The organism is Streptomyces sp. NPDC054887 (assembly GCF_053610585.1).
Genome location: NZ_JBSGYQ010000019.1, coordinates 21,922 through 47,158 on the forward strand (window position 1 = coordinate 21,922; position 25,237 = coordinate 47,158).

At 73.7% G+C, this 25,237-nt stretch carries 23 protein-coding genes and 5 tRNA genes; 9 read left to right on the forward strand and 19 right to left on the reverse strand.

Annotated elements, in window-relative coordinates; translation table 11 throughout:
• The first annotated feature begins 117 nt into the window (after window positions 1-117).
• The gene (locus tag ACWGH0_RS13555; RefSeq protein ID WP_453404325.1) at window positions 118-624 is read left to right on the forward strand and encodes a DsbA family protein; all 507 of its coding nucleotides are present in this window, start codon (window positions 118-120) and stop codon (window positions 622-624) included.
• A 57-nt stretch (window positions 625-681) separates the two neighbouring features.
• Here ACWGH0_RS13555 and ACWGH0_RS13560 read toward each other — a convergent pair whose 3' ends face one another.
• The 3 genes from ACWGH0_RS13560 to ACWGH0_RS13570 form a co-directional block, all read right to left on the reverse strand.
• On the reverse strand, window positions 682-1,527 hold the full coding sequence (locus ACWGH0_RS13560; RefSeq protein WP_453404326.1) for an N-acetyltransferase family protein: 846 nt from the start codon (window positions 1,525-1,527) through the stop codon (window positions 682-684).
• Window positions 1,528-1,593: 66 nt separating this feature from the next.
• Window positions 1,594-2,415: an aminotransferase class IV gene (locus tag ACWGH0_RS13565; RefSeq protein ID WP_453404327.1), complete on the reverse strand. Its 822-nt coding sequence runs from the start codon at window positions 2,413-2,415 to the stop codon at window positions 1,594-1,596.
• Window positions 2,412-3,476, reverse strand: coding sequence for a chorismate-binding protein (locus ACWGH0_RS13570; RefSeq protein ID WP_453404328.1), 1,065 nt, complete (start codon window positions 3,474-3,476; stop codon window positions 2,412-2,414). Before ACWGH0_RS13570 ends, ACWGH0_RS13565 begins: the two co-directional genes overlap by 4 nt.
• A gap of 142 nt (window positions 3,477-3,618) precedes the next feature.
• Between ACWGH0_RS13570 and ACWGH0_RS13575 the strand changes: the two genes are divergently transcribed.
• The 5 genes from ACWGH0_RS13575 to ACWGH0_RS13595 all read left to right on the forward strand — a co-directional run bounded on the left by ACWGH0_RS13575 (window position 3,619) and on the right by ACWGH0_RS13595 (window position 4,094).
• A tRNA-Gly gene (locus ACWGH0_RS13575) sits at window positions 3,619-3,691 on the forward strand.
• Window positions 3,692-3,732: 41 nt separating this feature from the next.
• Window positions 3,733-3,806, forward strand: a tRNA-Cys gene (locus tag ACWGH0_RS13580).
• A 1-nt stretch (window position 3,807) separates the two neighbouring features.
• A tRNA-Val gene (locus tag ACWGH0_RS13585) sits at window positions 3,808-3,879 on the forward strand.
• Between the two features lie 29 nt (window positions 3,880-3,908).
• A tRNA-Val gene (locus ACWGH0_RS13590) sits at window positions 3,909-3,980 on the forward strand.
• Window positions 3,981-4,019: 39 nt separating this feature from the next.
• A tRNA-Val gene (locus tag ACWGH0_RS13595) sits at window positions 4,020-4,094 on the forward strand.
• An 89-nt stretch (window positions 4,095-4,183) separates the two neighbouring features.
• Here the strand turns inward: ACWGH0_RS13595 and ACWGH0_RS13600 are convergent.
• The 4 genes from ACWGH0_RS13600 to ACWGH0_RS13615 all read right to left on the reverse strand — a co-directional run bounded on the left by ACWGH0_RS13600 (window position 4,184) and on the right by ACWGH0_RS13615 (window position 7,094).
• The gene (locus tag ACWGH0_RS13600) at window positions 4,184-4,483 is read right to left on the reverse strand and encodes a TFIIB-type zinc ribbon-containing protein (protein ID WP_453404329.1); all 300 of its coding nucleotides are present in this window, start codon (window positions 4,481-4,483) and stop codon (window positions 4,184-4,186) included.
• 68 nt (window positions 4,484-4,551) lie between these two features.
• Complete coding sequence (locus ACWGH0_RS13605) at window positions 4,552-5,589, reverse strand: phosphotransferase family protein (RefSeq protein ID WP_453404389.1); 1,038 nt, start codon at window positions 5,587-5,589, stop codon at window positions 4,552-4,554.
• An 823-nt stretch (window positions 5,590-6,412) separates the two neighbouring features.
• Entirely contained in the window at window positions 6,413-6,619 is a 207-nt protein-coding gene (locus ACWGH0_RS13610) for a hypothetical protein (protein ID WP_453404330.1), read from the reverse strand.
• Between the two features lie 238 nt (window positions 6,620-6,857).
• Entirely contained in the window at window positions 6,858-7,094 is a 237-nt protein-coding gene (locus ACWGH0_RS13615) for a hypothetical protein (RefSeq protein ID WP_453404331.1), read from the reverse strand.
• Window positions 7,095-7,325: 231 nt separating this feature from the next.
• On the opposite strand from ACWGH0_RS13615, the gene ACWGH0_RS13620 reads away from it, so the two are divergent.
• Window positions 7,326-8,597 carry a serine/threonine-protein kinase gene (locus tag ACWGH0_RS13620; protein ID WP_453404332.1) on the forward strand — a complete coding sequence of 424 codons (1,272 nt, stop codon included), beginning with the start codon at window positions 7,326-7,328 and terminating at the stop codon, window positions 8,595-8,597.
• A 257-nt stretch (window positions 8,598-8,854) separates the two neighbouring features.
• Here ACWGH0_RS13620 and ACWGH0_RS13625 read toward each other — a convergent pair whose 3' ends face one another.
• From ACWGH0_RS13625 to ACWGH0_RS13665, 9 genes are all read right to left on the reverse strand, one after another.
• Window positions 8,855-9,673, reverse strand: a complete 819-nt coding sequence (locus tag ACWGH0_RS13625; RefSeq protein ID WP_453404333.1) for a TrmH family RNA methyltransferase — start codon at window positions 9,671-9,673, stop codon at window positions 8,855-8,857.
• Between the two features lie 64 nt (window positions 9,674-9,737).
• Entirely contained in the window at window positions 9,738-11,000 is a 1,263-nt protein-coding gene (gene cobA / locus ACWGH0_RS13630) for a uroporphyrinogen-III C-methyltransferase (RefSeq protein WP_453404334.1), read from the reverse strand.
• A gap of 764 nt (window positions 11,001-11,764) precedes the next feature.
• Complete coding sequence (cobT, locus tag ACWGH0_RS13635; RefSeq protein ID WP_453404335.1) at window positions 11,765-15,244, reverse strand: nicotinate-nucleotide--dimethylbenzimidazole phosphoribosyltransferase; 3,480 nt, start codon at window positions 15,242-15,244, stop codon at window positions 11,765-11,767.
• 388 nt (window positions 15,245-15,632) lie between these two features.
• The gene (cbiE, locus tag ACWGH0_RS13640) at window positions 15,633-16,895 is read right to left on the reverse strand and encodes a precorrin-6y C5,15-methyltransferase (decarboxylating) subunit CbiE (protein ID WP_453404336.1); all 1,263 of its coding nucleotides are present in this window, start codon (window positions 16,893-16,895) and stop codon (window positions 15,633-15,635) included.
• 120 nt (window positions 16,896-17,015) lie between these two features.
• Window positions 17,016-17,663 (reverse strand): GNAT family N-acetyltransferase, encoded by a 648-nt coding sequence (locus tag ACWGH0_RS13645; RefSeq protein ID WP_453404337.1) that lies wholly within the window; start codon window positions 17,661-17,663, stop codon window positions 17,016-17,018.
• A 163-nt stretch (window positions 17,664-17,826) separates the two neighbouring features.
• The gene (locus ACWGH0_RS13650) at window positions 17,827-18,690 is read right to left on the reverse strand and encodes a MetQ/NlpA family ABC transporter substrate-binding protein (protein WP_453404338.1); all 864 of its coding nucleotides are present in this window, start codon (window positions 18,688-18,690) and stop codon (window positions 17,827-17,829) included.
• An 86-nt stretch (window positions 18,691-18,776) separates the two neighbouring features.
• Complete coding sequence (locus ACWGH0_RS13655) at window positions 18,777-19,448, reverse strand: methionine ABC transporter permease (protein WP_453404339.1); 672 nt, start codon at window positions 19,446-19,448, stop codon at window positions 18,777-18,779.
• Complete coding sequence (locus ACWGH0_RS13660) at window positions 19,445-20,500, reverse strand: methionine ABC transporter ATP-binding protein (RefSeq protein WP_453404340.1); 1,056 nt, start codon at window positions 20,498-20,500, stop codon at window positions 19,445-19,447. The genes ACWGH0_RS13655 and ACWGH0_RS13660 overlap by 4 nt, the downstream gene beginning before the upstream one ends.
• Window positions 20,501-20,893: 393 nt before the next feature.
• Complete coding sequence (locus ACWGH0_RS13665) at window positions 20,894-21,547, reverse strand: HAD family hydrolase (protein WP_453404341.1); 654 nt, start codon at window positions 21,545-21,547, stop codon at window positions 20,894-20,896.
• Window positions 21,548-21,609: 62 nt separating this feature from the next.
• Here ACWGH0_RS13665 and ACWGH0_RS13670 point away from each other — a divergent pair, with 62 nt between their 5' ends.
• Both ACWGH0_RS13670 and ACWGH0_RS13675 read left to right on the forward strand, forming a co-directional pair.
• Window positions 21,610-21,969 carry a hypothetical protein gene (locus ACWGH0_RS13670; protein ID WP_453404342.1) on the forward strand — a complete coding sequence of 120 codons (360 nt, stop codon included), beginning with the start codon at window positions 21,610-21,612 and terminating at the stop codon, window positions 21,967-21,969.
• A 2-nt stretch (window positions 21,970-21,971) separates the two neighbouring features.
• Window positions 21,972-22,397, forward strand: a complete 426-nt coding sequence (locus tag ACWGH0_RS13675) for a hypothetical protein (RefSeq protein WP_453404343.1) — start codon at window positions 21,972-21,974, stop codon at window positions 22,395-22,397.
• Window positions 22,398-22,554: 157 nt separating this feature from the next.
• On the opposite strand, the gene ACWGH0_RS13680 is transcribed toward ACWGH0_RS13675, so the two are convergent.
• From ACWGH0_RS13680 to ACWGH0_RS13690, 3 genes are all read right to left on the reverse strand, one after another.
• Entirely contained in the window at window positions 22,555-23,058 is a 504-nt protein-coding gene (locus tag ACWGH0_RS13680) for a GNAT family N-acetyltransferase (RefSeq protein ID WP_453404344.1), read from the reverse strand.
• A 37-nt stretch (window positions 23,059-23,095) separates the two neighbouring features.
• Entirely contained in the window at window positions 23,096-23,677 is a 582-nt protein-coding gene (locus tag ACWGH0_RS13685; protein ID WP_453404345.1) for a sigma-70 family RNA polymerase sigma factor, read from the reverse strand.
• Between the two features lie 212 nt (window positions 23,678-23,889).
• Window positions 23,890-25,041 carry a glycerophosphodiester phosphodiesterase gene (locus tag ACWGH0_RS13690; RefSeq protein ID WP_453404346.1) on the reverse strand — a complete coding sequence of 384 codons (1,152 nt, stop codon included), beginning with the start codon at window positions 25,039-25,041 and terminating at the stop codon, window positions 23,890-23,892.
• Window positions 25,042-25,237 lie beyond the last annotated feature (196 nt).

Genomic DNA, 25,237 nt, shown 5'->3' on the forward strand with positions numbered 1-25,237 from the left:
TGCACCTGCGGGCGCCGCCCGGGCCACGCCCGCGCTCGACGTCAGGGAGATCTCGGGGGCGCGCTCCTCCCCAGGTCCCGGTTGGGGGCGCGACCGCCGGACTGGAAGACTGGCCCCATGAGCGACTCCTCTCCCGCCCGCCCCGTCGTCCTCGACGTCTGGTGCGAGCTCCAGTGCCCCGACTGCCACGCCGCCCTGGACGACGTGCGCGCCCTGCGCGAGCGCTACGGCGACCGTCTCGACGTACGCCTGCGCCACTTCCCCCTCGAGAAGCACAAGCACGCCTACGCCGCCGCGCAGGCCGCCGAGGAGGCCGTCGACCAGGGCAAGGGCTGGCCGTACGTGGAGGCGGTGCTCGCGCGCAACGAGGAACTGGCGGCCAAGGGGGAGCCCCTGCTGCTGGAGGTGGCCGCCGGACTCGGCCTGGACGCCGAGGAGTTCGACACCGCCCTGATCGACGGCAGGCACCTGCTGATCGTCGACGCCGACGAGGCCGAGGGCAGGGCCATCGGCGTCACCGGGACGCCGACGTACGTGATCGACGGCGAGCGGCTGAACGGCGGCAAAAGCCAGGCAGGGCTGCGCGAGCGCGTCGAGGAGATCGTCGACCGCCTGCTCGCCTGAACCGGCGGCCGGCGGCCGGCTCCCGAGCCGGCCCCGGACCGGCGGTCGGCGCCGGCCTCAGAGCAGGGGCTTGTGCAGGTGGTACGTCACCGGCTCGTAGCCCAGCGACTCGTACAGCCGCAGCGCCGGGGTGTTGTCCGCGTAGACGTTGAGTCCCATGCGGTCGAGCCCGGCCGCCAGCGCCTGGCGCTCGGCGAGCAGCAGCAGCGCGCGCCCGAGCCCCTGGCCCCGGTGCGCGTCGGCCACCTCGACGTCGAAGACGTACGCCCCGGCCTGCCCGGGGTGCGGGTGCCGCAGCGCCAGCCAGAGCGTCCCCACCACCGCGCCGCCGCGTTCCAGGGCGCCCAGGTAGGCGTCCGGGGTGGCGGCCCCCTCGGCGAGCGCGGCCGCGTGGTCGGCCTCGGACTTGGCCCGCGCCGCCTCCTCGGACCAGCCGCGGGAGGTCAGCGTCCGGACGTACCCCACCTTGGTGTGGGCGAGCCAGGTGTCGAACTCCCCCTCCGTCATCGGCCGCCCCACGACGCCCTCGGGCAGCGCGGGCGGCCGGGCGGGCAGGGCCTTGGTCATGATGCGGCGGCGCTCGGTGTAGCCGAGGGCGGCGGCCAGCCGGAGCGCCGCCGCCGCGCCGGCCGGGACGGCGATCTCCACCTGGCGGCAGCCCCAGCCGCGCAGCACCTCCTCGGCGGCGAGCGCGGCGACCGTGGCCCTGCCCCGGCGCCGGTCGGCCTCGTCGACGGCGAGTGCGGCGATCCGGCCGACGCCGCCCGCGCCACCGGCGGGAGGGTCGGCGGACAGCTCGACGACACCGACCGGGCGGCTGTTCACGCACACGTCGTACGTACGTGACCTCGCGCCGTCGGCGCCCTGCTGAAGCGGCGCTGTCGGCCGCAGAGTCGTGGTCATCAGGGGAGTTCTACCCGCCGGAGGGCCCCCCGTCATCCCCGTGGGCCCGGCGGCTGCCCGGCGGGCCTACGGGTCGAGGTCCGAAGCGGCCCGCTCGTCGAAGACGCGCATCGCCTTGGCCGTCACCGGGCCCGGCGCACCCGGCAGTTGGCGGCCGTCGACCCGGTGAACCGCCTGCACGTCGCGCAGCGTGGAGGTCAGGAAGACCTCGTCGGCCCGCTCCAGCGCGTCGAGCGGAAGGTCGGCCTCCTCGGCGCCCGTCCACTCCACGGCCAGGGCGCGGGTGATGCCGGCCAGGCACCCGGAGGAGACCGGCGGGGTGAGCAGCCGGCCGCCGAGCACGACGAAGACGTTGGAGCCGGTCCCCTCGCAGAGCTGTCCGACGGTGTTGGCGAACAGCGCCTCGGACGCGCCCTGTTCCCGGGCGCGGGCCAGTGCGACGACGTTCTCGGCGTACGACGTGGTCTTGAGGCCGGTGAGCGCGCCGCGTTCGTTGCGCGTCCAGGGGACGGTGATCACGGCGGTGCTGTCGGGGCGGCGGGCGGCCTCCCCGAGGGCGACGACCAGGGTGGGACCGGTGTCCCCCCGCTCCGAGCCGAGCGGTGACAGGCCGCCGGTGTACGTGATCCGCAGCCGGCCGAGCGCCATGGAGTTGGCCTCCACCACGGCGGCGCAGGCGCGGCGCACCTCGTCGAGGTCGGGCTCGGGCAGCCCGAGTCCGCGCGCCGAGCGGGCGAGCCGGTCCAGGTGCCGGGTGAGGGCGAAGGTCCGCCCGGCGGTCGCCTTCACGGTTTCGAAGATGCCGTCGCCCACGGTCAGCCCGTGATCGAATACGGACACCCTGGCGGTCGCCGCATCGCGCAGCCCGCCGTCGACCCAGAGTTTCATGACGCGGTCCTTCCCGTCTCCCGGTACGTTCCCGACGCTACCGCGAGCAGCCGGGAGGCTTTGAGTTCGGTCTCCGCCCACTCGCGTTCGGGGTCCGAGCCCCAGGTGATGCCCGCGCCCGTGCCGAAACGCAGGACGGGGCCGCCGGGGAGGGTGCGGTCGATCCAGAAGGTGCGTATGCCGACGGCCAGCTCGCCGGTCCCCCGGTCGGCGTCCACCCAGCCGACGCCTCCGCAGTACGGGCCGCGCGGCGCCGTCTCCAGCGCCTCGATGATCGTGAGCGCGCTCGACTTGGGGGCGCCGGTGACCGAGCCGGGCGGGAACGTCGCGGCGAGCAGTCCGGCCCAGCCGGCCCGGGGCGCGAGTTCGGCGCGGACGGTGGAGACGAGGTGGACGAGGCCGGGGTGCGGTTCGACCACGCACAGTTCCGGCACGGTCACGGAACCCGGCACGGCCACCCGTCCCAGGTCGTTGCGGACCAGGTCCACGATCATCACGTTCTCGGCGTGGTCCTTCTCCAGCAGATCACCGGCCGTCCGGCCGGTGCCCTTGATGGGCCCGGACTCCACGGTCCGCCCGTCGCGCCGCAGGTAGAGCTCGGGGGACGCGGTGGCTATCTCGACGCCGTGCGCGGGCAGCCGGATCGTTCCCGCGTACGGCGCCGGGTTGCCGCGCGCGAGCAGTGCGGTGAGCGCGTCCACGTCGGCACGCGCGCCGGCGCGGTCGGGCAGCGGCGCCGTCAGGACGCGGCACAGGTTGGCCTGGTAGACCTCGCCGGCGGCTATGTGCTCACGGATGCGGCGCACGCCCGCCGTGTACGCGGCGCGGTCCATCGACGACGCCCAGTCACCGGCCGCGGGCCCGTGCCAGGCGCCGGGGACCGGGGCGGGGACCGGCTCGGTGCGTACGTCGCCGAAGCGGGCGCACACCAGGCCGCCCTCGAAGTCCGCGGTCACGGCCCAGAAGCCGGCGGAGTCGAGTGCGGCGGGATCGCTGGTCACATCGCGCAGATCGGAGGCGACAAGGCCGCCGAAGCGGGCCAAAGGGGGAAGGTCGTGCACGGCCCCGAGTGTAGAGCGGGCCGCGGTGACCTGCGCCGGGGCGGAGGCAGCGCAGCACGCTGCACAAACGCGTTTTTGTACTGGCCCCGGAATCCGCTAGAGTTCAACACGTCGCCGGGACAGGAACGCCCCGGTAAGACAAGCGGACGTGGCTCAGTTGGTAGAGCATCACCTTGCCAAGGTGAGGGTCGCGAGTTCGAATCTCGTCGTCCGCTCGGTGTGGGGGATCTTCCCGAACCCCCGTCATTGCACTCCTGGTGGAGTGGCCGAGAGGCGAGGCAACGGCCTGCAAAGCCGTCTACACGGGTTCAAATCCCGTCTCCACCTCCAAGGACGATTAGCTCAGCGGGAGAGCGCTTCCCTGACACGGAAGAGGTCACTGGTTCAATCCCAGTATCGTCCACTGGAACCCCGGAAACGGGTGTCCGTCCCGCGCGATTAGCTCAGCGGGAGAGCGCTTCCCTGACACGGAAGAGGTCACTGGTTCAATCCCAGTATCGCGCACGCAGTCTGCGGCACCGCAAGATCAACTGAATGAACCCCGCGCGATTAGCTCAGCGGGAGAGCGCTTCCCTGACACGGAAGAGGTCACTGGTTCAATCCCAGTATCGCGCACCATCAGGAGGAAGCCCCCGGCCGGGACGACGGCCGGGGGCTTCTTCGTGTGCGTTCGGGCGGGGGCCGACCCGCTGCCCCTGTGCCCGTGGTCAGGACGAGAAGAGCATCCGGCCGAAGCCCTTCTGGTGGTGCCCGCCGTGGTGGCCACCGTGGTGCCCGCCGTGGTGGCCGTGCTGCGGCGCGCCCCAGGCGGGTGCGGGCGCGGCGGGGTAGCCCTGCTGGGCCGGCGGCGGGGGCGGCGCCTGGTGGGTCCACTGCGACTCCAGGCGGGTCAGGGCCTCCAGCTCGCCGTAGTCGAGAAATATGCCGCGGCATCCGCTGCACTGCTCGATCTGGACACCGTTGCGGTTGTACGTGTGCATCGCCGCGTGACACTTGGGACACTGCATGGTCGGGTCAACTCCTCGCCGTCGGTTGGGCATCGCCGGAATGCATGCCCGGCGATGGTCCGTTCACCCTACGGCGTGGCTTCGCACTCCAACTCGGGCGGCAGGGCGGCGATACGGGAGCAGGACGCGACGACCAGTTCCTCCACCTCGTCCAGCGGCCGGTTCCCGGCCGCTGCCTTCGCGAGGGCGAGGGCGGCGGTCTGAACGGTCAGGGCGCGGGCGGGCACATCGAGTTGGGGCCAGGGATCACCGTCGGAGCGTACGGCCGTGCCGCCCGCTGCCCGGTACGCGCCCAGGAAGCGGGCCCACACCTCCGGCGCGAGCAGGCCCGCGGCGTACCAGGCCGCAGGGCGGGCCAGGTCCCAGGCGGGGTCCCCGACCCCCATGTCGTCCACATCGATCAGCAGCCAGCGGTTCGCGGCCGGAGGGCCTGCCGGGTCGCGGACCAGTTGGCCGAGGTGCAGGTCGCCGTGGCACAGGGCCGCGCGACCGTGCGGGGCCGGGGCCTCGTCGCGGGCCCAGGCGGGCAGCCCGGCCCAGGCGCGGAGCACGGCCGTGGCGGCGGTGGAGGGATGCGGGCCCGTCGCACGCATGCGTGCGACGGCGCGGGCGGCCTTCGCGGGGCCGCGCATGGGCGGAAGCGGCGCGGGGAGTCGCAGCGCGGCCGGAGCGACGGCGTGCAGCCGGGCGAGGAGCGCCGCGGCCTCCTCCCAGGGGGCGGCGTCGGGGTCCTCGGGATCGACCGGTGTTCCGTACGGCCACAGGGACAGGGGCCGGCCGTGCGACTCGGTGGTGAAGAGGCTGCCCTTCGGCGACGCCGGTACGGGGAGGGGCGACAGGAGCACGCCGGTCAGCAGGGGGTGCGCCGCGGCGGCGATCCGGGTGGCGAGGGCGGCGGGGTCGGTGCCGGGGGCGTGGGCCTTGGCGACGATGCCGCCGTGGCGCACGACCGTACCGTCCGGCCTGTCGGCCAGCACGTCGGGGCGGGGGCAGGCGCAGGGGATGGAGGCGGTTCGGGAGGCGGGGAGGGTGGGTGGGAGGGCTTGGGACGAGGGCGCGGGTGATACCTGTGACGCGGGTTCGGCGGCGTGCGCGACGGCGGTCAGCGCCTGCGCGACGGATACGGTCACGGACTCCCCCGGGGTTCTGTGCGGTGCGGGCGGTGCGGTGCGTTCCGCGCGGGCACGGCGCGCGGTGCCGCCCGGGAGCCTACGCGCTGCGCGGCGGGCCGGTTGCCCGTACTGCTGGGCGGATCGGGTGTCTGGGCGGTGAGCGCCGTGCGGGGCTGCTCGGTCGCTCCGGCGGTACGCCTCCCCTGCGAGGTGGACGTGTGAGCGCCGTGCGGGGCTGCTCGGTCGCTTCGGCGGTACGCACCGCCTGCGAGGTGGCTGGGCGGTGAGCGCCGTGCGGGGCTGCTCGGTCGCTCCGGCGGTACGCACCGCCTGCTGGGCGCACGACGGAGCGGGCGGCCGGAGCCGCGATCGAGGCCACGCGCTCGCGCGGCCGGGGCGGGTGCCCGTACTGCTGGGCGATCAGGTGGCTGTGTGGTGAGCGCCGGCCGCAGGCTGGCCTTGACGGCCGGGAGAGAGGAAGCCGAGTGCGCCCGAGGCGGACGAACCGCTCCGATTCCGGAGTCGTTCGGCAGCACGTCGGCAGGGGGCTGGGAGGCAGGTCCGCCCACGCTGCGCGGGGCGCCGGCGCGGGATGGCGACGGCGTCTGCGGCCGCCTCCGGCAGGGGGCGGCGGCGGGGGCGGCCACCGGTCCTGGTCGGTGCCTGCCGCCCGGTGCCGGTGGGAAAAAGGCGTTGCCCGGACAGCTCCCCAGCTGTCCGGGCAAACGCAGTCGTCCGCCGCACCCCCGTCCCCACGGGGTAGTGAAAATGGCCGGATGTCCTGGACCGGTCCGCTCTACCGGGCCGTGGGCGCCGCTCAGCGCCCGAGCATCACGCCCACGGACGACGCCTGGGTGACCACTGCTTCCCAGCCTCCGAAGAGGACGACGAGCAGCGCCGCGAGGGGAAGGACCATGGCCGTCGCCACCAGCGGGTGGCGCGTGCCGGACGGACGGCCGCCGAACGCGGTGAACGCCCTGCGTCCCTGCGTACGGATCATCGTGCGCGATGCCGTGTCCGCCATGGTCCCTCTCCTGTCGTGTGTTGGCAGCGGCGGGTGTCTGACCTCGGGGGACGAGTGCTTCACCCGCCGCTTGACCTCAACACTAGGCGCGCCTCACCACCCCGGCGTCATGCCCGCGTACTGATTGCCGGGCCTCCCCGAGGATGAGCGGACGCACCGCGGCGTACTCCCCAGGGTGGAGAGACGGCGCTGTCTCCCGGGGTCTTCCCGGAGGGGACGCCCCCGGGAGTACGCGGCCTCAGGACCGCTCCGAGTCGTCCTCCCTGGGGACCGGCTGTTCGACCAGGGCCAGCACCCTGGTCGCCATGAAGCGCGCCGTGCGTACCACGGAGCCGCTGCGGGTGACTTCGCTCACTTCCACCACTCCCCTGCGGACCGCTGTCTCCACCCGCCGGCCTGCCCGGCTGGCCACCACTTCGTACGTACGGGTCGTGTCTCCCGCGTCGACCACTATCTCCACGCGATCGCCCTTCATTGATCCAATCCCCCTTCTGCGACGGACCATTGAGATCTCGCACGGGCCGGGGACGGCGGATCGGCCGCCCCCTGACCACTCCTCAAGTTTCCCACCCGGCACTGACAATCGATCGGTTCGGGAGGGCGCGGCCTATGAGCACACCGGGCCGCAGGTACGTAAGCTGTGCGACGTCGAACGGACCGGTCAGCAGCGGGGTGGGGGAGGCCCCACCAGAGGTAGGGGACGGACATGGCGATGATGCGGCTCCGGCGCGAGGACCCGCGTGTCGTCGGCTCGTTCAGGCTTCACCGGCGGCTCGGGGCGGGCGGCATGGGGGTCGTCTACCTGGGCTCCGACCGGCGCGGCCAGCGCGTCGCGCTGAAGGTCATCCGTCCCGATCTGGCGGAGGACCAGGAATTCAGATCGCGGTTCGCGCGCGAGGTGTCCGCGGCGCGGCGGATCCGCGGCGGCTGTACGGCCCGGCTGGTCGCCGCCGACCTGGAGGCGGACCGGCCCTGGTTCGCGACCCAGTACGTCCCCGGGCCCTCGTTGCACGACAAGGTGGCCGAGGAAGGGCCGCTGATCGCCTCCGAGGTGGCCTCCATCGGCGCGGCACTGTCGGAGGGCCTGCTGGCCGTGCACGAGGCCGGTGTCGTCCACCGCGACCTGAAGCCGTCGAACATCCTCCTGTCCCCCAAGGGCCCGCGGATCATCGACTTCGGCATCGCCTGGGCGACCGGCGCGAGCACCCTCACCCATGTCGGCACCGCTGTCGGCTCCCCCGGCTTCCTCGCCCCTGAGCAGGTGCGCGGCGCGGCGGTCACGCCCGCCACGGACGTGTTCGCGCTGGGCGCCACGCTGGCGTACGCGGCGACCGCCGACTCCCCCTTCGGACAGGGCAGTTCCGAGGTCATGCTGTACCGCGTGGTGCACGAGGAGCCGCAGCTGTACGGGGTGCCGGACGCCCTCGCGCCGCTGGTGCGGGCCTGCCTCGCCAAGGATCCGGAGGAGCGCCCCAGTACCCTCCAGCTCTCCATGCGGCTCAAGGAGATCGCCGCCCGGGAGGCGCAGGGCATCGGCGAGGCCCGGACGCCCCACCCCCGCGTCGATCACGACCGGCCGACCGGACGGCTCGCCGAGCGGTACGCCGACCAGGACACCGAGCGGGGGCGTACGGCGGGGACGCCCGCGTCGCCGCGTGGGCACGCGCCGCGCGCGACGACGCCTCGGCCCGGTTCACGGCCGTCGGCCGGGCGCGGTACGACGCGTTCCGGCGACCGGACGAACGGGCGGCCCGGCACCAGGCCGGGGACGAGGCCGGGGACCAGGACGACGTCGGCCGGGCGGCGTCCGGCGAACCCCAGGCTGCTGCGGCAGCGCCTCGTCGTCTTCGTCGTGGTGACGCTGCTGGTGGCGCTGGGGATCGCGGCGGCACAGGGGTGCCAGGGGCCGGCCAGAAGTCTCGGCGTGACGACCGACGTGGACCGGCGTCCCGGCCAGGAGGGACCACAGGCGTTGTGAGGCGCGGCCGGCCGGGCGGCGGCGCTGTGCCGGACGCGTGGCGGTGCGGTGCGGTGCGCCGGCCTTTCGTCAGGCACGCCGGGGGCGGAGCTTCGGCCACGGAGGTGGCCGGACGGCCCGCTGTCTCCCGGGCGCGTGTCCGGTGCCCGCGCCTCTGTCACCGGTGGGGCTGGCGGGGCCCCGTAGGGCCGGCGCCGCGTCCTGGGCGCACGCGGGCTCCGGGGCTCGGTGGGCGGCGTGCGCGGTGGGGGCCCGGGTCAGGGCTTCGGGCGGCCCGTCGCCACCGCGTAGAAGGCGACGGCGGCGGCCGCGCCCACGTTCAGCGAGTCCACTCCGTGGGCCATCGGGATGCGGACCCACTCGTCGGCGGCGACGAGCGCCTGCCTGGACAGGCCGTCGCCCTCCGCGCCGAGCATCAGGGCCACCCGGTCCAGGCGGTGCGGGGCCGCGTCGTCGATGACCGAGGCCTTCTCGTCCGGGGTCAGCGCGAGGAGCCTGAAGCCCGCCTCGCGTACCTGCTCCAGGTCCTTGGGCCAGGACTCCAGGCGCGCGTACGGCACCGAGAACACCGCGCCCATGGAGACCTTGACCGACCTGCGGTAGAGCGGGTCGGCGCTGTCCGGGGAGAGCAGCACGGCGTCCATGCCGAGCGCGGCGGCGCTGCGGAAGATCGCGCCGATGTTGGTGTGGTCGTTCACCGCTTCCATGACGACGACCCGCCGGGCGCTCGCGAGCAGGTCCCTGGCCGTCGGCAGCGGCTTGCGCTGCATCGAGGCCAGGGCGCCGCGGTGCACGTGGTAGCCGGTGACGCGTTCGGCGAGGTCCGGGCTCACGGCGTACACCGGAGCCGGGACCTCGTCGATGACGTCGCGCATCACGTCGACCCACTTCGCGGAGAGCAGCATCGACCGCATCTCGTACCCGGCGTGCTTGGCCCGCCGGATGACCTTCTCGCCCTCGGCGATGAAGAGGCCCTCGGCGGGCTCGCGCCTGCGCCTCAGTTCGACGTCGGTCAGGCCCGTGTAGTCGCTCAGGCGCGGGTCGTCGGGATCGTCGATGGTGATGAGATCGGCCACAGGGTGATACTGCCTTGTCCTGGATGGGGTGCCAACGGGTGCGCGTCGGTTCGGTTACCGGAGGTTACTCCGCGTGCGGCGCGGTCGTCGCCGGGGCGTTCACGGCGACGACCTCGCCGATGACGACGACCGCCGGCGGGCGTACGTCCTCGGCCCTGGCCGTCTCCGCGACGGTCGCGAGCGTCGCGTCCACGCGGCGCTGGGCGGCCATCGTGCCCTCCTGGACGATCGCCACGGGGGTCTCGGGCGAACGGCCGTACGCCGTCAGCGCCTCGGCGATCGCGCCGATCCGCTCGACGGCCATGAGCAGCACGAGCGTGCCGCGCAGACCCGCGACCGCCTTCCAGTCCACGAGCGAGCGCGGGTCCTCGGGGGCGACATGGCCGCTGATCACCGTGAACTCGTGCGCGACGCCCCGGTGGGTGACGGGGATTCCGGCCGCGCCGGGCACGCTGATGGAGCTGGAGATTCCGGGGACCACCGTGCACGGGATGCCGGCCTCGGCGAGCGCCTGCGCCTCTTCCATGCCGCGGCCGAAGACGTACGGGTCGCCGCCCTTGAGGCGTACGACCGCCTTGCCCGCCTTGGCGTGCTCGATCAGCGCGTTGTTGATGGCCTCCTGGGCCATGAAGCGGCCGTACGGGATCTTCGCGGCGTCGATCACCTCGACGTGCGGCGGGAGTTCGTCGAGCAGGTCGCGCGGGCCGAGGCGGTCCGCGATGACGACGTCGGCCTCGGCGAGGAGGCGGCGGCCGCGGACCGTGATCAGGTCCGGGTCGCCGGGACCGCCGCCGACGAGGGCCACGCCGGGGGTGCGGGTGCGGTGGTGGGGGGCGACGAGGGTGCCGTCGCGCAGGCCCTCCACGATGGCGTCGCGCACGGCGGCCGTCCGGCGGGGGTCGGGGCCGCCGCTGGTCAGGACGGCCACGGTCACGCCCTCGGAGCGGCCGGTGGCGGGGGTCCAGGCGGTGGCGGCCTCGGCGTCGTCCGAGCGGACGCACCACGTGCGGGTGCGTTCGGCCTCGGCGGACGCGGCGGCGTTGGCCGCCGCGTCGGTGGACGCGACGAGGGCGTACCACGCCTCCGCCAGGTCCCCCTCGGCGTACGGGCGGCGCTCCCAGCGGATCTCGCCCGCTTCTGCCATCGCCTCGACCGAGGGGGTGGCCGTCGGGGACACGAGGACGATGTCGGCGCCGGTCGCGATGAGCGCCGGGAGTCGCCGCTGAGCCACCTCGCCACCACCGATGACGACTACGCGCCGCCCGGCGAGGCGGAGTCCGACGGGGTAGGCGGGGTACGGGTCGCCTGCGGCGGCGTGCGCGTTCATGTCGTGCGGCTCCTCGGGGCGGGGAGGTGGGTGCGGCTGTACGGCCCTGCCGCTCGGCGGCATGGGGGCCTTGCGCCGCTGCGACGGTGAAGCGGCTGGTGGGGCGGGGTTCGGGGGCCCCGCGAATACCTTACGGGCCGGGGGCTTCGGGGTCACTGGGGGCTGGGGGTGGGGGCGGCTGGGCGGGCTGGGGCCGGCGGGTTTGGCGGGTGGTGCGGGTGGTGCGGGCTCGCTGCGATTGGCGGGTGGTGCGGGTGGTGCGGGTGGGTTTGTGCGGGTGATGCCGGTGGGTGCGGGTTGGTTCGCGTGGGTTGCCGGGCGTGAGCGAGGGGCCGGTGCGTGGGGTGGGGGTGCCGGGCCGGGCCGGGGGCCTGGCAGTGGCTTTGGGGGCGGGGACCGGTCGGGGCGTCTCCTCGGGTGCCGAACCTTTCCGGCACCGGCATGGTTCGGGCGTGTTGCGTTCGACACCCTGCGGGGAGCGCCCCGACCCATCCCCACCAGGTACTGCGAGGAGTGCTCGGTGCCGCGCTCTACGTGGGAGGCGCGAGGCGGCGTGGAGTGGAGCGTTGTGGCGTCGCGTGGCGCGGAGCGTTGTGGGCTCGGCGCGAGTTGCTCGACGCGTTGCGTTCGGTTGGCTCAGGGGCCGGTGCGGCTCAGTGGGGCTACGCGGGGAAAGCTGCCCGGTGGCGAGGTGCCGGCGGTGTTGACGGGGGTGGGGCCGTGCCCCTCGCGGCGGAGCGTGAGGGGCACGGTGCGGGGCTGGACTACTTCTCGGTGACTCCGGCCGAGTCGAACGTGGCGACCTCGTGCATCGCCCTTGCCGCGCTCTGGACCACCGGCAGGGCCAGCAGTGCGCCGGTGCCCTCGCCGAGGCGGAGGTCCAGGTCGACCAGCGGGCGCAGGCCGAGCTTGTTGAGGGCGGCCACGTGGCCCGGCTCCGCGCTGCGGTGGCCCGCGATGCAGGCCGCCAGCGACTCGGGGGCGATCGCGCGGGCCACCAGTGCCGCCGCTCCGGCGCTCACGCCGTCCAGGATCACCGGCGTACGCAGCGACGCCCCGCCGAGCAGGAAGCCGACCAGAGCGGCGTGTTCGAGGCCGCCGACCGCCGCCAGGACGCCGATCGGGTCCGCCGGGTCGGGCTGGTGGAGCTCCAGGGCGCGGCGTACGACGTCGACCTTGCGGGCGTGCATCTCGTCGTTGATGCCCGTGCCCCGGCCCGTGATCTCGGCCGGGTCCTGACCCGTGTAGACGGCGATCAGGGCGGCCGAGACCGTGGTGTTGGCGATGCCCATCTCACCGGTCACCAGGGCCTTGTTGCCCGCCGCCACCAGGTCGCGCGCCGTTTCGATGCCCACCTCGATCGCGGCGAGCACCTCCTCGTGGGTGAGCGCGGGCCCGGTGGTGAAGTCGGCCGTTCCGGCGCGCACCTTGCGGGGCAGCAGGCCGGGCGTCGAGGGGAGTTCGCCGGCCACGCCGACGTCCACGACGCACACCTCCGCGCCGACCTGGCTCGCGAAGGCGTTGCAGACCGCGCCGCCGCCGAGGATGTTGGCGACCATCTGGGAGGTCACCTCCTGCGGCCAGGCCGTGACCCCCTGGGCGTGCACACCGTGGTCGCCCGCGAAGATCGCTACGGCCGCGGGCTCCGGGATCGGCGGCGGGCACATCCGGGAGAGACCACTGAGCTGGGCCGAGATGATCTCCAGCATGCCGAGCGCGCCGGCCGGCTTGGTCATGCGCTTCTGGCGCTCCCACGCCTCGCCCAGCGCCTTGGCGTCGAGGGGGCGGATGTTGGAGACCGTTTCCTGGAGGAGGTCGTGCGGCTCCTCGCCCGGCAGGGCGCGGCGGCCGTACGTCTCCTCGTGGACGACCCAGGACAGCGGGCGCCGCTTCGACCAGCCCGCCTGCATCAGCTCGGGCTCCTCCGGGAACTCGTCGACGTAGCCGACGCAGAGGTACGCGACCACTTCGAGGTGCTCCGGCAGGCCCAGCGCGCGGACCATCTCGCGCTCGTCGAAGAAGCTGACCCAGCCGACGCCGAGTCCTTCCGCGCGGGCGGCGAGCCACAGGTTCTCGACCGCGAGCGCGGAGGAGTACGGGGCCATCTGCGGCTGGGTGTGGCGGCCCAGGGTGTGGCGGCCGCCGCGGGTCGGGTCGGCGGTGACGACGATGTTCACCGGGGTGTCGAGGATGGCCTCGATCTTCAGTTCCTTGAACTGCTTCGCCCGGCCCTTGGGCAGCGACTTGGCGTACGCGTCGCGCTGGCGGACCGCCAGTTCGTGCATCGTGCGGCGGGTCTCGGCCGAGCGGATGACCACGAAGTCCCAGGGCTGGGAGTGGCCGACGCTCGGGGCGGTGTGCGCGGCTTCCAGGACGCGGAGGAGCACCTCGTGCGGGATGGGGTCGGCGCGGAATCCGTTGCGGATGTCACGGCGCTCACGCATCACCCGCAGCACCGCTTCGCGCTCGGCGTCGTCGTAACCCGGCGCGGGTGCGGTGGCAGCGGCTACCGGGGTCGCGGGGGCGGGCTCCGGAGCCTGCTCGGGGGCGGCTGCCGCCGTCGGCTCGGGGGCGGGCTCGGAGGGAGCGGCGGGCGCGGTCTCGGCCGCGGGCTCCGACGCGGGGGCGGGCGCGGTCTCGACTGCGGGCTGGATCGGAGCGGCGGGCGCGGTCTCGGCTGCGGTCTCGGAGGGAGCGGCGGGGGCGGTCTCGGCTGCTGCCTGCGGCTGAGGGGGCGCTTCCGGTGCCGGGGCCTGCTGTACGGGCAGCTCCACGGCGGGGCCGCCGGGCTGTACGGGCAGCTCCGCCGCGAGGCCGCCGTCGCGCGGTGCGGGCACCAGGACGGGAGCAGCAGCTTCCGGTACGAAGGCTTCCGCCACGGGCTCGGTGGCGGCGGGGATCGGCTCGGTCCGCTGTTCCTCGGGCGCGAACGGCTCCGCCGCCGGGGCGGGGGCCGGCTCGGGCTCTGGGGCCGCGATCGGCTCCGTCGCCTGGGCAGGGGCGGGCTCGGGCTGGGCCTCGGTCACCACCGGCTCGGGCTGCGGTTCCGCGACCGCCGCCACCGGCTCGGGGGCGGGCTGCGGCTCGGCGGCCTCCGCGACCGGCTCCGGCTGGGGCTCGGCGGCCTCTTCGGCCGACTCGGGGGTGGGCTGCGGCTGGGGTTCGGCCGCCACTGCGGCCGGTTCCGGTGCGGGGTCCTGCGCTGCCGTCGGCTCGACGGGCTCGGGAGCCGTCGCCTCGGCGGGCTGCGGCACTGGAGTCGGCTCGGATGCCGGCTCGGGGGCGGCCGCGACCGGTTCCGCCGGCGGCTCGATAACCGGCGCCGGGGCAGCGTGCGGCTCGGCCGGGACGGAGTCCTCGACCGGGACGAACGGGGTCTGCGGCGGCAGAGGCTGCTGCGCCTCGGCGGCCGGGGGTTCCGGAGCGACGGCCACCGGCTCGGCGGGGACGCTCACGGGCTGCTCCGCGACCGGCGCCGGCTGGGGGGCAGCGGGTTCCGGCGTCACGGCCGCCGGAGCGACCGTTTCTGCGGGGCTCTCCTGAGGCCGCGGCCACGGCTGGGCGGCCTGCGACGGGATCGTGCCGAGCTGCGGCCCGGGCAGCGACGCCGTCTCGTTCCCCGGCATGTCGAGGTATTCGAGGCCGGTGATCTGCGGCGCGGGCTGCTGTACGGGCGCCGGGCTCTGCGGCATCACGGGCGCGCTGGGCGCACCGGCGGCGGGGCCGCGGTCGGCCAGCGACCGTACGACGCCGCCGGTCGCGTCCGGCACCGGCGGGCCGAGGTGCAGTGGACGCCGCGCGGGCGCGGGCGCCTGGGCCGCGGCGGGGGCCGGCTGCGGGGTGCGTACGGCACTGAGGTCGACGAAACCGGAGTCACGGCCGCCGGCCTCGTGCGCGCCCGGCCCGTCCGGCTGCGGCGCGGGCTGGGGCAGCGGCTGGGCGGCCGGCGCGGTCTGCGCCTCGGGGGCCGGCTGCGGCTCGAAGTCGGCCGCCGCCTGCGGTGCCGGGGCCTGCGCCACCTGCTGCGGCAGCTCCTGCGCGGGCTGCGGCGCCGGCGGCGGCACGACCTGCGGGTCGCTCCACGCGCCCTGCGCGCCCGGCATCAGGAGCAGGTCGTCGTCCTCGGCTGCGTTCTCGGAGGGTTCGAGGAAGGTGTACGCCTCCGGAGCGGGGATGCCCGGCTGCGCCACCATGCCTGCGTCCTCCGGCAGTCCCTCGCCCGGGACCCGGCCGGTGTCAGTCATGCGTACCCCTCGCCCATCGCTTGTGCTCCTTCGGCCCTTCGCCCGGGACGCCCGCTCGCGGCATGTCCGGCACCCGCTTCAACAACTAACGAGCGTCCCTGTCGCGCGGCACGAAAGCCCCGCGGACACCATGCATTGTCGCGGCCGTGCGCCGCCAGGGCGGGAACTCCCGCCACGGATCGCTGTGGGCTGCGCCACGTTGCGCGCCCCCCGGCTGCGCCGTACCACACGGAGCGCCAAACCGGGCCCCTTTTTCCGGACATTGGCGAACGAACCGCCGAACGCCCGGCTGCGGTACAACGATCGGCCAGCCTACATCGCGCCGTGCAGCGGCCTCATCACGGGGCGCTGTCCCGGACACCGTCCGGCCGCCCGTTCACCACGCGGTTCACCGCGACGGTTCGCGCCGCTCCTGGACACCGGAGAGGAGGAAGACCACCGAGCGGTCGCGTTCCGACCAGGCTCCGGTGTCGAGTTCGACGGACTGAAGCAGCGCGCACTCGACGGCGTAGCCGCCCTCGGCCAGCGCCCGGCCGATCGCCTCCGCCTCGTCGCGGGTGGACGCGTGCGTCACGATGCGCTCGGGCCTGCGGTCCGCGCAGGCGGAGACCACGGGCACTCCCCCGCCGCCGATGCGGACGACGTCGGGCTCGGGCAGGTTCTCCAGGACGTACGGGGCCCGCCCGTGCACCACCTGGAGCTGTACGCCGAAACGCCGTGCGGCGGCCGTGGTGAGGCCGCAGGCGTCCGGGTCGGCGTCGACGGCGATGACCGCCGCCCCGAACCTGGCGGCTTCCACGGCGAGTGCCCCGTTGCCGGAGCCGATGTCCCAGACCAGGTCGCCGGTGCGCGGGCCGAGGCGGGCCAGCTGGGCGGCCCGCAGCCCGGCGGACGCGCCCTCCCCCGGCGCGGGGCGGCCGGGGCGGGCGTCCTCCCGGTCGCCGTACTCGGATGCCGGCAGCGCCCAGCCGCGCACGGCGGGCGGGTGGCCGGGGTCGCGGCCGCCGATCCAGCCGCCCGCCTGGCCGGCGGAGCCGCCGGGGCCGGCGGAGCCGCCGATGACGATGACGACGTTCGGGTCGCGCCAGGCGTGGTCGGCGGCCTTGTCCGAGGTCAGGACGGTGACCTGCTCCCGGGCGGTGCCCAGTTCCTCGCAGATGACGAAGGTGCGGTGCACGCCGTCGAGCAGCAGGGCCAGTTCGGCCGGCCCGGCGCCCGGCGAGGTGAGCACGGCGACCTTGGGGTACGCCCGGCACACGTTGACGGCCCGGCGCAGGGTGCGGCTGTGGGCCACGACGATCTGGGCGTCGTCCCAGGGCATTCCGGCGCGGGCGAAGGCGGCGGCCACCGAGGACACGGCGGGCACCACTTCGACCTCCAGGCCGTGCTGGGGTGCGCGCAGGGTGCGTACGACTCCGAAGAAGCCCGGGTCTCCGTCCGCGAGGACGACCGCGGTGCCCCGGTGGCCCGCGATGCGGCGGGCGGCGAGGTCGACGCTGCCGAGGCGGATGCGTTCGGCGCCCGGCGGCACCTCGGGGAGCGCCAGGTGGTGCCCCGCGCCCGCGACGAGGGTGGCGGCCGCGAGTGCGGACCTGGCCGCGGCGGTGAGCGGCGATCCGTCCCAGCCGATCACCGTGACCCGGTCGGCCATCCTTGTCAGTCTCCTGGAGTCGTCACTGGGGTGCGGTGGGTGGGGTGGCAGTGGCTGCTGTTGCGGCGGCGCGCAGGGTGAGCGTATCCGGTACGGAGCGGGGCGGCCTCGGCCGGGAGGTCAGTTCCAGTCGTTGTACGCGCCGTAACCGCCCGCGTCGGCCATCCGGTCGGCCACGCCTTCGAGATCCTCGGGGAGCAGGCTCCACACGATCAGGTCGGTACGGATGTCGGTCCAGCCGCCGTCGGTGCCGTTCTCGGTGCGGGTCCGTGCTATCCAGGCGTTGCGCAGCACTCCCTCGCTGATGCAGCCGATCTTCTGCGCGACCTGCTGGGAGGCGGTGTTGTCGGCGGCCGTGCGCAGCTCCAGGCGCTCGAACCGCTGGTCCCGGAAGATCCACTGGGCGACGGCGAGCACGGCCTCGGTGGCGTATCCCTCGCCGCGTGCCCACGGAGCCGTCACGTAGGCGGCCTCGGTGGCGCGCGTGCGCCAGTCGGTGTGCCGGAGGTGGACCGACCCGACGAGCCGCTGGGTGAGGAACTCCGTGACGGCGAAGGCGATCCCGCGGCCCTGCGTGCGTTCCGAAGGAGCGATCCTGCGCACCCAGCGCTCGGCGTCGAGCGTGGTGTAGGGGTGCGGCGCGGCGGTCCAGGCGACCACCATCTCGTCGCTCATCATCTCGGTCAGCGCGGGGATGTCCGACTCGTCGAAGGGGCGCAGCACCAGCCGGTCCGTGCTGATGGAGATGTCCGGGAAGGTGGTAGTCATGCGCAGCTCCATGCCGTGGACCGTCGTGAGGGACGTAAAAGCACAGCATGCAGCATCATCGCTGCCGTGTGCATGGTCGGGTGGCGGTCGTCCCGGGGACGCGAAGGCCCCGCCGGCCCGTGCGGGGCAGGCGGGGCCTCGGGTCCCAAGGACCGTACGGAGGTCAGGACTTGTCGGCGCCGAAGGCCGGCACGATCGAGCCCGCGTACTCGTCCTCGATGAACTTCTCGACCTCGTCGGAGTTGAGCAGCTCGGCGAGCTTCTCGACCCGGGCGTCCTTCTCGTTGCCCTTCTTGACCGCGAGGAAGTTGGCGTACGGGTTGCCTTCGGCCTTCTCGATCGCCAGCGAGTCCTTCGCGGGCTCCAGGTCGGCCTCGATGGCGTAGTTGCCGTTGATGACCGCCGCGTCGACGTCGTTCAGGGCGCGGGGCAGCGTGGCCGCCTCCAGCTCCTTGAACTCCAGGCCCTTCTTGTCCTCGATGTCGCTCAGCTTGGCGTCCTGGCCGGCGCCGTCCTTCAGCGTGATGAGGCCGTTGTCCGCGAGCAGCTTGAGCGCGCGGCCCTCGTTGGTGGTGTCGTTGGGCACCGCGACCGTCTGACCGGGCTTGATGTCCTTGATGTCCTTGGCCTTCTTGGAGTAGAGGGCCAGCGGCTCCAGGTGGACGTCGGCGACGGGCACGATGGTGGTGCCCTTCTTCTTGTTGAAGTCGTCGAGGTACGGCTTGTGCTGGAAGAAGTTGGCGTCGACCTCGCCGCTCTGGGTGGCGGTGTTCGGCAGGACGTAGTCCGTGAACTCCCGGACCTCCAGCTTCAGGCCGGCCTTCTGCGCCAGGTTGTCCTTGACGTAGTTGAGGATGTCGGCGTGCGGGGTCGGGGACGCGGCGACGACGAGCGCCTTGGACGCGTCGGCCTTGCCGCCCGACTCGCTCTTGGCACCCGGGTCGGAGGCCGTGCCGCAGGCGGTGAGGCCCAGCGCGAGGGCGGCGGAGACGGCGGCGGTTGCGGTGATCTTGATGTTCTTACGCACGAAAAGTGCCTCTTTCTGGTGGTGCGGTGGTGTCGCCCGGACAAGGAGTGCGGGCTTGATGGGGAGGAGGTTCTGGGGGCGCGTCCCTAGGAGGCGGTGCGTCCGCGGCGCGCGAGGAGCCGGATCACGCCGTCGCCGATGAGCTGCACGACGCTGACGAGCGCGATCAGCACGACCACGGTCACCAGCATGAAGTCGGTCTCGAAGCGCTGGTATCCGTAGGTCACGGCCTTGCTGCCGAGCCCTTCGCCGCCGACCGCGCCCGCCATCGCCGAGTAGCCGACGAGCACGATGACGGTGGTGGTCACGCCCGAGATCAGGGACGGCAGGGCCTGCGGGAGCAGCACCTTGAAGACGACGGTCGGCACCCCGCCGCCCATGGCCTGGACCGCTTCGACCAGCCCGTGGTCGACCTCGCGGATCGCGGTCTCGACGAGGCGGGCGAAGAAGGGGATGGCGCCGATGGCGAGCGGCACGATCATCGCGCTGGGGCCGATGAACGTACCGACGACGAGCGTGGTGAAGGGGATGAGGGCGATGAGCAGGATGATGAACGGCAGCGAGCGGCCGATGTTCACGATCACGCCGACGACCTTGTTGACGGCCACGTTCTGGAGCAGTCCGCCCCTGTCCGTGAGGACGAGCAGGATGCCGAGCGGCAGGCCGCCGACGACCGACACGACGGTGGACCACAGCACCATGTAGAGGGTGTCGATGGTTCCCTGCGTCAGCAGGGGCTGCATCTCCGACCAGTTCACTTGGCACCTTCCTTCACCGGGGCGGGCGTCCGCGCCGGCACGTTCGCGGGGCCGTCGACGACCTCGACCTGGAGTCCCTGTTCGCGCAGGAAGCCGACGGGGACGACGTTCTCGTCGTACCGGCCCGGCAGCTCGATGCGCATCCGGCCGATCTGCTTGCCGCCGACGGTGTCCATCGCGGCGCCCAGGATCGAGATGTCGATGTTGTACGTACGGGAGAGCTGGGAGATCACCGGCTGCGTCGCCGCCTCGCCGTGGAAGGTGACGTCGATGACGGTGCGGCCGGGGCCCGACGCCTGGCCGCCCACCGGGAAGAGTTCCTGCGCCAGCTCGGAGCCCGGCGTCGCGAGGAGCTCGCTCACGGTGCCGGACTCGACGATCCGCCCCCGCTTCATCAGGGCGGCCGAGTCGCAGACCGTCTTGACGACGTCCATCTCGTGCGTGATGAGCAGGACGGTCAGGCCGAGCTGCTGGTTGAGGTCGCGCAGGAGCTGGAGGATCGAGCGGGTGGTCTCGGGGTCGAGGGCCGAGGTGGCCTCGTCGGAGAGGAGCACCTTGGGGTCGCCGGCGAGGGCGCGGGCGATGCCGACGCGCTGCTTCTGTCCGCCGGAGAGCTGGCCGGGGTACGCCTTGGCCTTGTCGGCGAGGCCGACGAGGTCGAGCAGTTCCAGGGCCTTGCGGGAGCGGGCCTGGCCGGACACGCCGAGGATCTCCAGCGGCAGCTCGACGTTGTCCTTCACGGTGCGTGAGGACAGCAGGTTGAAGTGCTGGAAGACCATGCCGATACGGCTGCGCGCCTCGCGCAGTTCCCGGCCGGCGCGGCGGCCCCGCCCGGCGAGCGCGGTGAGGTCCTGGCCGTCGACGGTCACCGTGCCGGCGGTGGGCCGCTCCAGCAGGTTCACGCAGCGGATGAGGGAGGACTTGCCGGCGCCGCTCTGGCCGATGACGCCGAACACCTCGCCCTCGCGGACGTGCAGGTCGACACCGTCCAGGGCGGTGACCTCGCGGCCACGCGAGGGATAGACCTTGGTGAGGCCCGTAGTGGTGATCACAGGGGTTTCCGTACTGTCGAGTGCGCGGCGCAGTGTCCGCCGGGCACGGGGCATTCGTCTTGTGGACGTGGCACGGCCGGGTCGGTGGGTACCGGAGGCAACGCGTGCGCGGGGCAGGCGGGCCCGGTCCTCCGGCAGCGGGTGGGCGCTCGGGGGGACGCGGGGCGCGGCCTACGGGTCTCGCTTCGGGGCGCGAGGCTCAGGCAGGGGCCCTCAGAAGGCGCACATTCGACACATACAACGAGCACCGGGCGTCATCGTCGCCTCGGTCGCAAGGGTGCGGCTGCTCGTCGTGGTCATGCGGATGAGTAAACCAGACGTGCGTACGCACCCATCGACGCCGTCCGAATAGCGGACACCTTTGTCTCGCCAACGGACCCCGTTTCGTCGCGCTCAGTGACGGACGACGATCCGCACTCCGCCGTCCGTGGCCTGCGCCGACACCGCCGAAAGGTCCCGTACGACGATGTCGGCGTCGAGCTCGCCGGCCGTGTGGGTTGTGGCCAATGCCACGGTACGCATGCCCGCCGCGCGGCCGGCGCGAAGTCCCGCGGGCGCGTCCTCGAAGACCACGCAGCGCGCCGGGTCCACCCCGAGCCTGCGGGCCGCGGTCAGGAAGGGCTCCGGGTCGGGCTTGCCGCGCGTGATGTCGTCCGCGGCGATCATCGCCTTGGGGCGGATGCCGACCGCGTCCAGGCGCGCCTCGGCGAGCCTGCGCGTGGCGGAGGTCACGACGGCCCAGCGGTCGGCCGGCAGGCTCGCCAGCAGTTCGCCGGTGCCGGGGAGCAGGACGACGCCCCCGGGCGAACTCACGTCCTCGACCTCGAGCTGTTCGATACGGGCCACCGCGTCCGGCACCGCGTCCGGGGGCAGCAGGTCGGCGGCGATCTCGGCGGCGGGGCGTCCGTGCAGTTCCACGGCGGCGAAGTCCTCGGCCGATATGCCGTACTCCGCCGCCCAGCGGGTCCAGCAGCGGATCACCGACTCCAGGGACGAGAGGAGTGTTCCGTCGTTGTCGAACAGGAGGGCGTCGGCGTCGATCATCATGTGGCCCGACCCTACGCCCACCCGTTGTCGCGGCTGTGAACGGTCGTAATACGCTCGTCTTCATGCTCGACGCCCTGACGGTCTCGGTCTCCGTGGCCGCGCTCGCACTCGCCGCGTGGTGCGGTTACGCCGCCTTTCGCGATCAGCCCACCAAGGACTGGCACTTCATCGGCATGGCCGTGGTGTCCCTGCTCGCGCTCGCCCAGCTCGTGGTCGGCGTCGTGCGGCTGGCGGGGGGCGACAAGCCGGACGACGGCACGGTGATCTTCGTGTCGTACCTCCTGGGGGCGCTCGCCGCGGTGCCGGCGGCCGGCTTCCTCTCACTGGCCGAGCGGACCCGCTGGGGCTCGGTGACCGTGTCGGCGGGCGCGGTCGTGCTGGCCGTGCTCGAAGTCCGGCTGCACGACATCTGGGGAGGCTGACGATGGGCGAGCCCGTCACCGAGGACCGCCCCGGGTCCCGCGAGCGGCTGGTACGGGGCCCCGGACTGCTGCTGGTCTGGCTGTACGGCGTCATGTCGGTCGGCGCGGTCTCCCGCTCGATCTACCAGATCGCCACCGAGTACGGCCGGGCGCCGCTGGCTTACACGCTGTCCGCCGTCGCCGCGGTCGTCTACGCCTTCATCACGTACACCCTGGTGCGGGGCGGGGAGACCGCCCGGCGGGCGGCGCTGGTGTGCTGCGGCGCGGAGCTGCTGGGCGTGCTCGTGGTCGGGACGTGGACGGTGATCGAGCCGTCGGCGTTCCCGGACGCGACGGTGTGGTCGGCGTTCGGGAAGGGCTACCTGTTCATTCCGGTGCTGCTGCCGGTGACGGGCATGCTCTGGCTGCGCAGGGCGCGGCGCGCCTAGCGGCGGACGCCTTCCCCCGCGGCACCCGCGTCCCCGGCGGACGCCGGACGGGCGGGCTCCGCCGCCGGAGCGGTGACTTTTCCGCTCCGCGGCGACCGCCGGCCCGTACGGACTCCAGGGCCCGGGGAGCGGGGTCGGGGGCGCTCGCCCGCCGCGCCTAGGCGCTCGCGGCGAGCGGCCGCGCCGCCGGCTCCTTCTCCAGCGTCACCAGCGCGAAGCCGGGGGCGATCTGCTCGGTGGCGACCGGGGCGTAACCGTGGCTGCGGTACAGCCGCAGGTTGACCTCGCTGCGGTGGCCGGTGAAGAGCTGGAAGCGCTTGGCGGCCGGCTCGGCGGCGAAGCGCCCCTCGATCGCGTCGAGCAGCCTTCCCCCGAGCCCGTGCCGCCGCATCCTCGGATGCACGATGAGCTTGGCGATCCTCGCGGTTCCCGCCTCGTCGACCGCCGCGCGCACCGACGCGACCACCTCGTCGCCGAGCCGGGCCACCAGTGTGTGGCTGCGGTCGAGTTCGGCCCGCAGGTCGTCGAGGGTCTGGGTGAGCGGCTCGATGCTGTAGTCGCCGTACAGCTCGGCCTCGCTCTGGTAGCACAGGTACTGCAACTTCAGGATGTGCTCGGCGTCCTGCGCCGTTGCCGCTGAGATGGTCACGCTCATGCCCATGTGTGCATGCCTCCCGCTCGCCTGATACGCCGGTTGCCTAACGCTCCTTTCCCCTCAGCTCAGGAGCCGCAACCTCCGCCGCCAGCATTCTGCGCAGGCATCCCAGGCAACGGGAACGCATAGGCCCCAAACTGCCTTGTGACATTCCCAACTTCCCTGCGATTTCCTGGTACGTGGGATCGGCCGGCGACAGCATCGCGTTCAGCAGCCGCGCGCACCTGGCCGGCAGCCTGCCGACCGCCGCGCGCAGCACGCGCCGCCGCTCCGCGCTCAGCGCGGCGCGTTCCGGGCAGGTGGTGTCCGTCGTCGCGGCCGGCGGGAAGGGGTACGGCAGTTCGCGCCGCGTCGCGCTGCGGGCCAGGCTCGCCTCGGTGCGCACGGCGTGCAGCAGCCACCCGGCCGGGTCGGGCGGCGGGCCCGCCCCGTCGAGGAGTTCGAGGAGCCGCAGCCACACGGCCTGTTCGAGGTCGCCGGGTTCCACTCCCCCGCTCGCGGCCTCCGCCACGGCCTCGGCGGCGAGCAGGGGGCGCAGCGTACGGAAGAGGTCGTCCGAGGGGGACGGCGCGGAGGGCGCGGGCGGTGCGGCCGGGGGTGCGGCGGCGGGCGTCGGGAGGGTCATGCCAGGCGGGACGTGCCGCCGCCGCGCGGCGGTTGCCGCAGGTCGCCACAGTCACCCGTCCGTGGACTTCGGCGCGGGTGCGGCGGGTTGCCGGCCCGTCAGCCGCCGCGGCGCCCTCACCCGGCCGACGGGCCGCCGGACCACCGGGAGTCTCCCGCCGGCCCGCCGGTCCGTCCCCCCGCCCCGCCCGTCAACCGCGGGCCCCCGTGCGGTCAGCGGCGGCGGTTGAAGTCCGCCGCCGCCAGCAGCGCCGTGTCCGGGTGGTCGGAGAAGATCCCGTCGATGCCCTGCTCGAAGTACGCCTGGAAGGCGCCGAAGGCGTCCCCGAACGCCGACGGGTCGGTGCCGCGCCGGAAGTCGGCGGGCAGGAAGCTGTTCTCGTTGCGCATCGTGTACGGGTGCAGGACCAGGCCCCGCTCGTGCGCGTCCCGTACCAGGGTCGTCGGCGTGCCCAGCCGGCCCGTGGCGTCCTTGGGGATGACGAGGTCGAGGGTCGGACCGATGCCCTGGGCGAAACCGGCGATCCACTTCAGGCCGTCCGGCTCGACCAGGTCGGCGACGGTGCGGGGGTCGCCCGCCACCTGGAAGTCCCAGGGCCGGGTGTGGGCGCCCGAGAGCAGCACGACGCGCGGGGCGGCGACGAGCTCGCCGAGCCGCCGCATGCTGCTGGGCTCGAACGACTGGAGGAAGTTCGGCGCGTTCTTCCGGTGGCGGCCGAAGCGGCGCAGCAGGTCGGCGAGGGGCTCTTCGAGGCCGAGGCCGAGCTCGCGGAAGTACGTGGGGTGCTTCGTCTCGATGTGGAGCCAGATCCGCCGGCCCCGGGCGCGGCCCTCCCGCTCGGCCCAGCGGAGCACCTCTTCGAAGGTGGGTATCGTCCAGCGGCCGTCGTACAGGGTGTTCTCCTGCCGCGTGCCCGGGATGCGCTCCTTGGCGCGCAGCGTCTTGAGCTCGGCGAGCGTGAAGTCCTCCGTGAACCAGCCGGTCTGCGACACGCCGTCGACGGACTTGGTCGTTCTGCGGGAGGCGAACTCGGGGTGGGCCGCGACGTCCGTGGTGCCGGTGATGTCGTTCTCGTGGCGGCAGACGAGGTGGCCGTCCTTGGTCGGGACGAGGTCCTGTTCGATGACGTGCGCGCCCATGTCGAGCGCGAGCTGGTACGACCCGATGGTGTGTTCCGGGCGGTAACCGCTGGCGCCGCGGTGCGCCACGACGGTCGGTACGGGAAGATCGCGGTACGAACCGTGATCCTTGGACGGGGCGGCGTTCGCCGCACCCGGCAGCCCGAGGGTGACGCCGCCCGCCCCGAGCACGGCCGCGCCGAGAACCGTGCGGCGCCCGGGGTTCGTCTGTCCGCCCTGTGTCATGAACGCTCCTTCTGAAATGTCCCGCACCTGCCAAGAATCAAGGGCCCGATCGTAGGCGTCTACGCCTTACGTGGACGAGGCCCTGGACAGAACGCAGTGGAAACACCCGTCAACACTGCGTATCGAAGTGATGAACCCGATGTGCGATCAGCGGGACCCCGCGAGTATCGTCCTCACCTGCACAGACTTCATACAG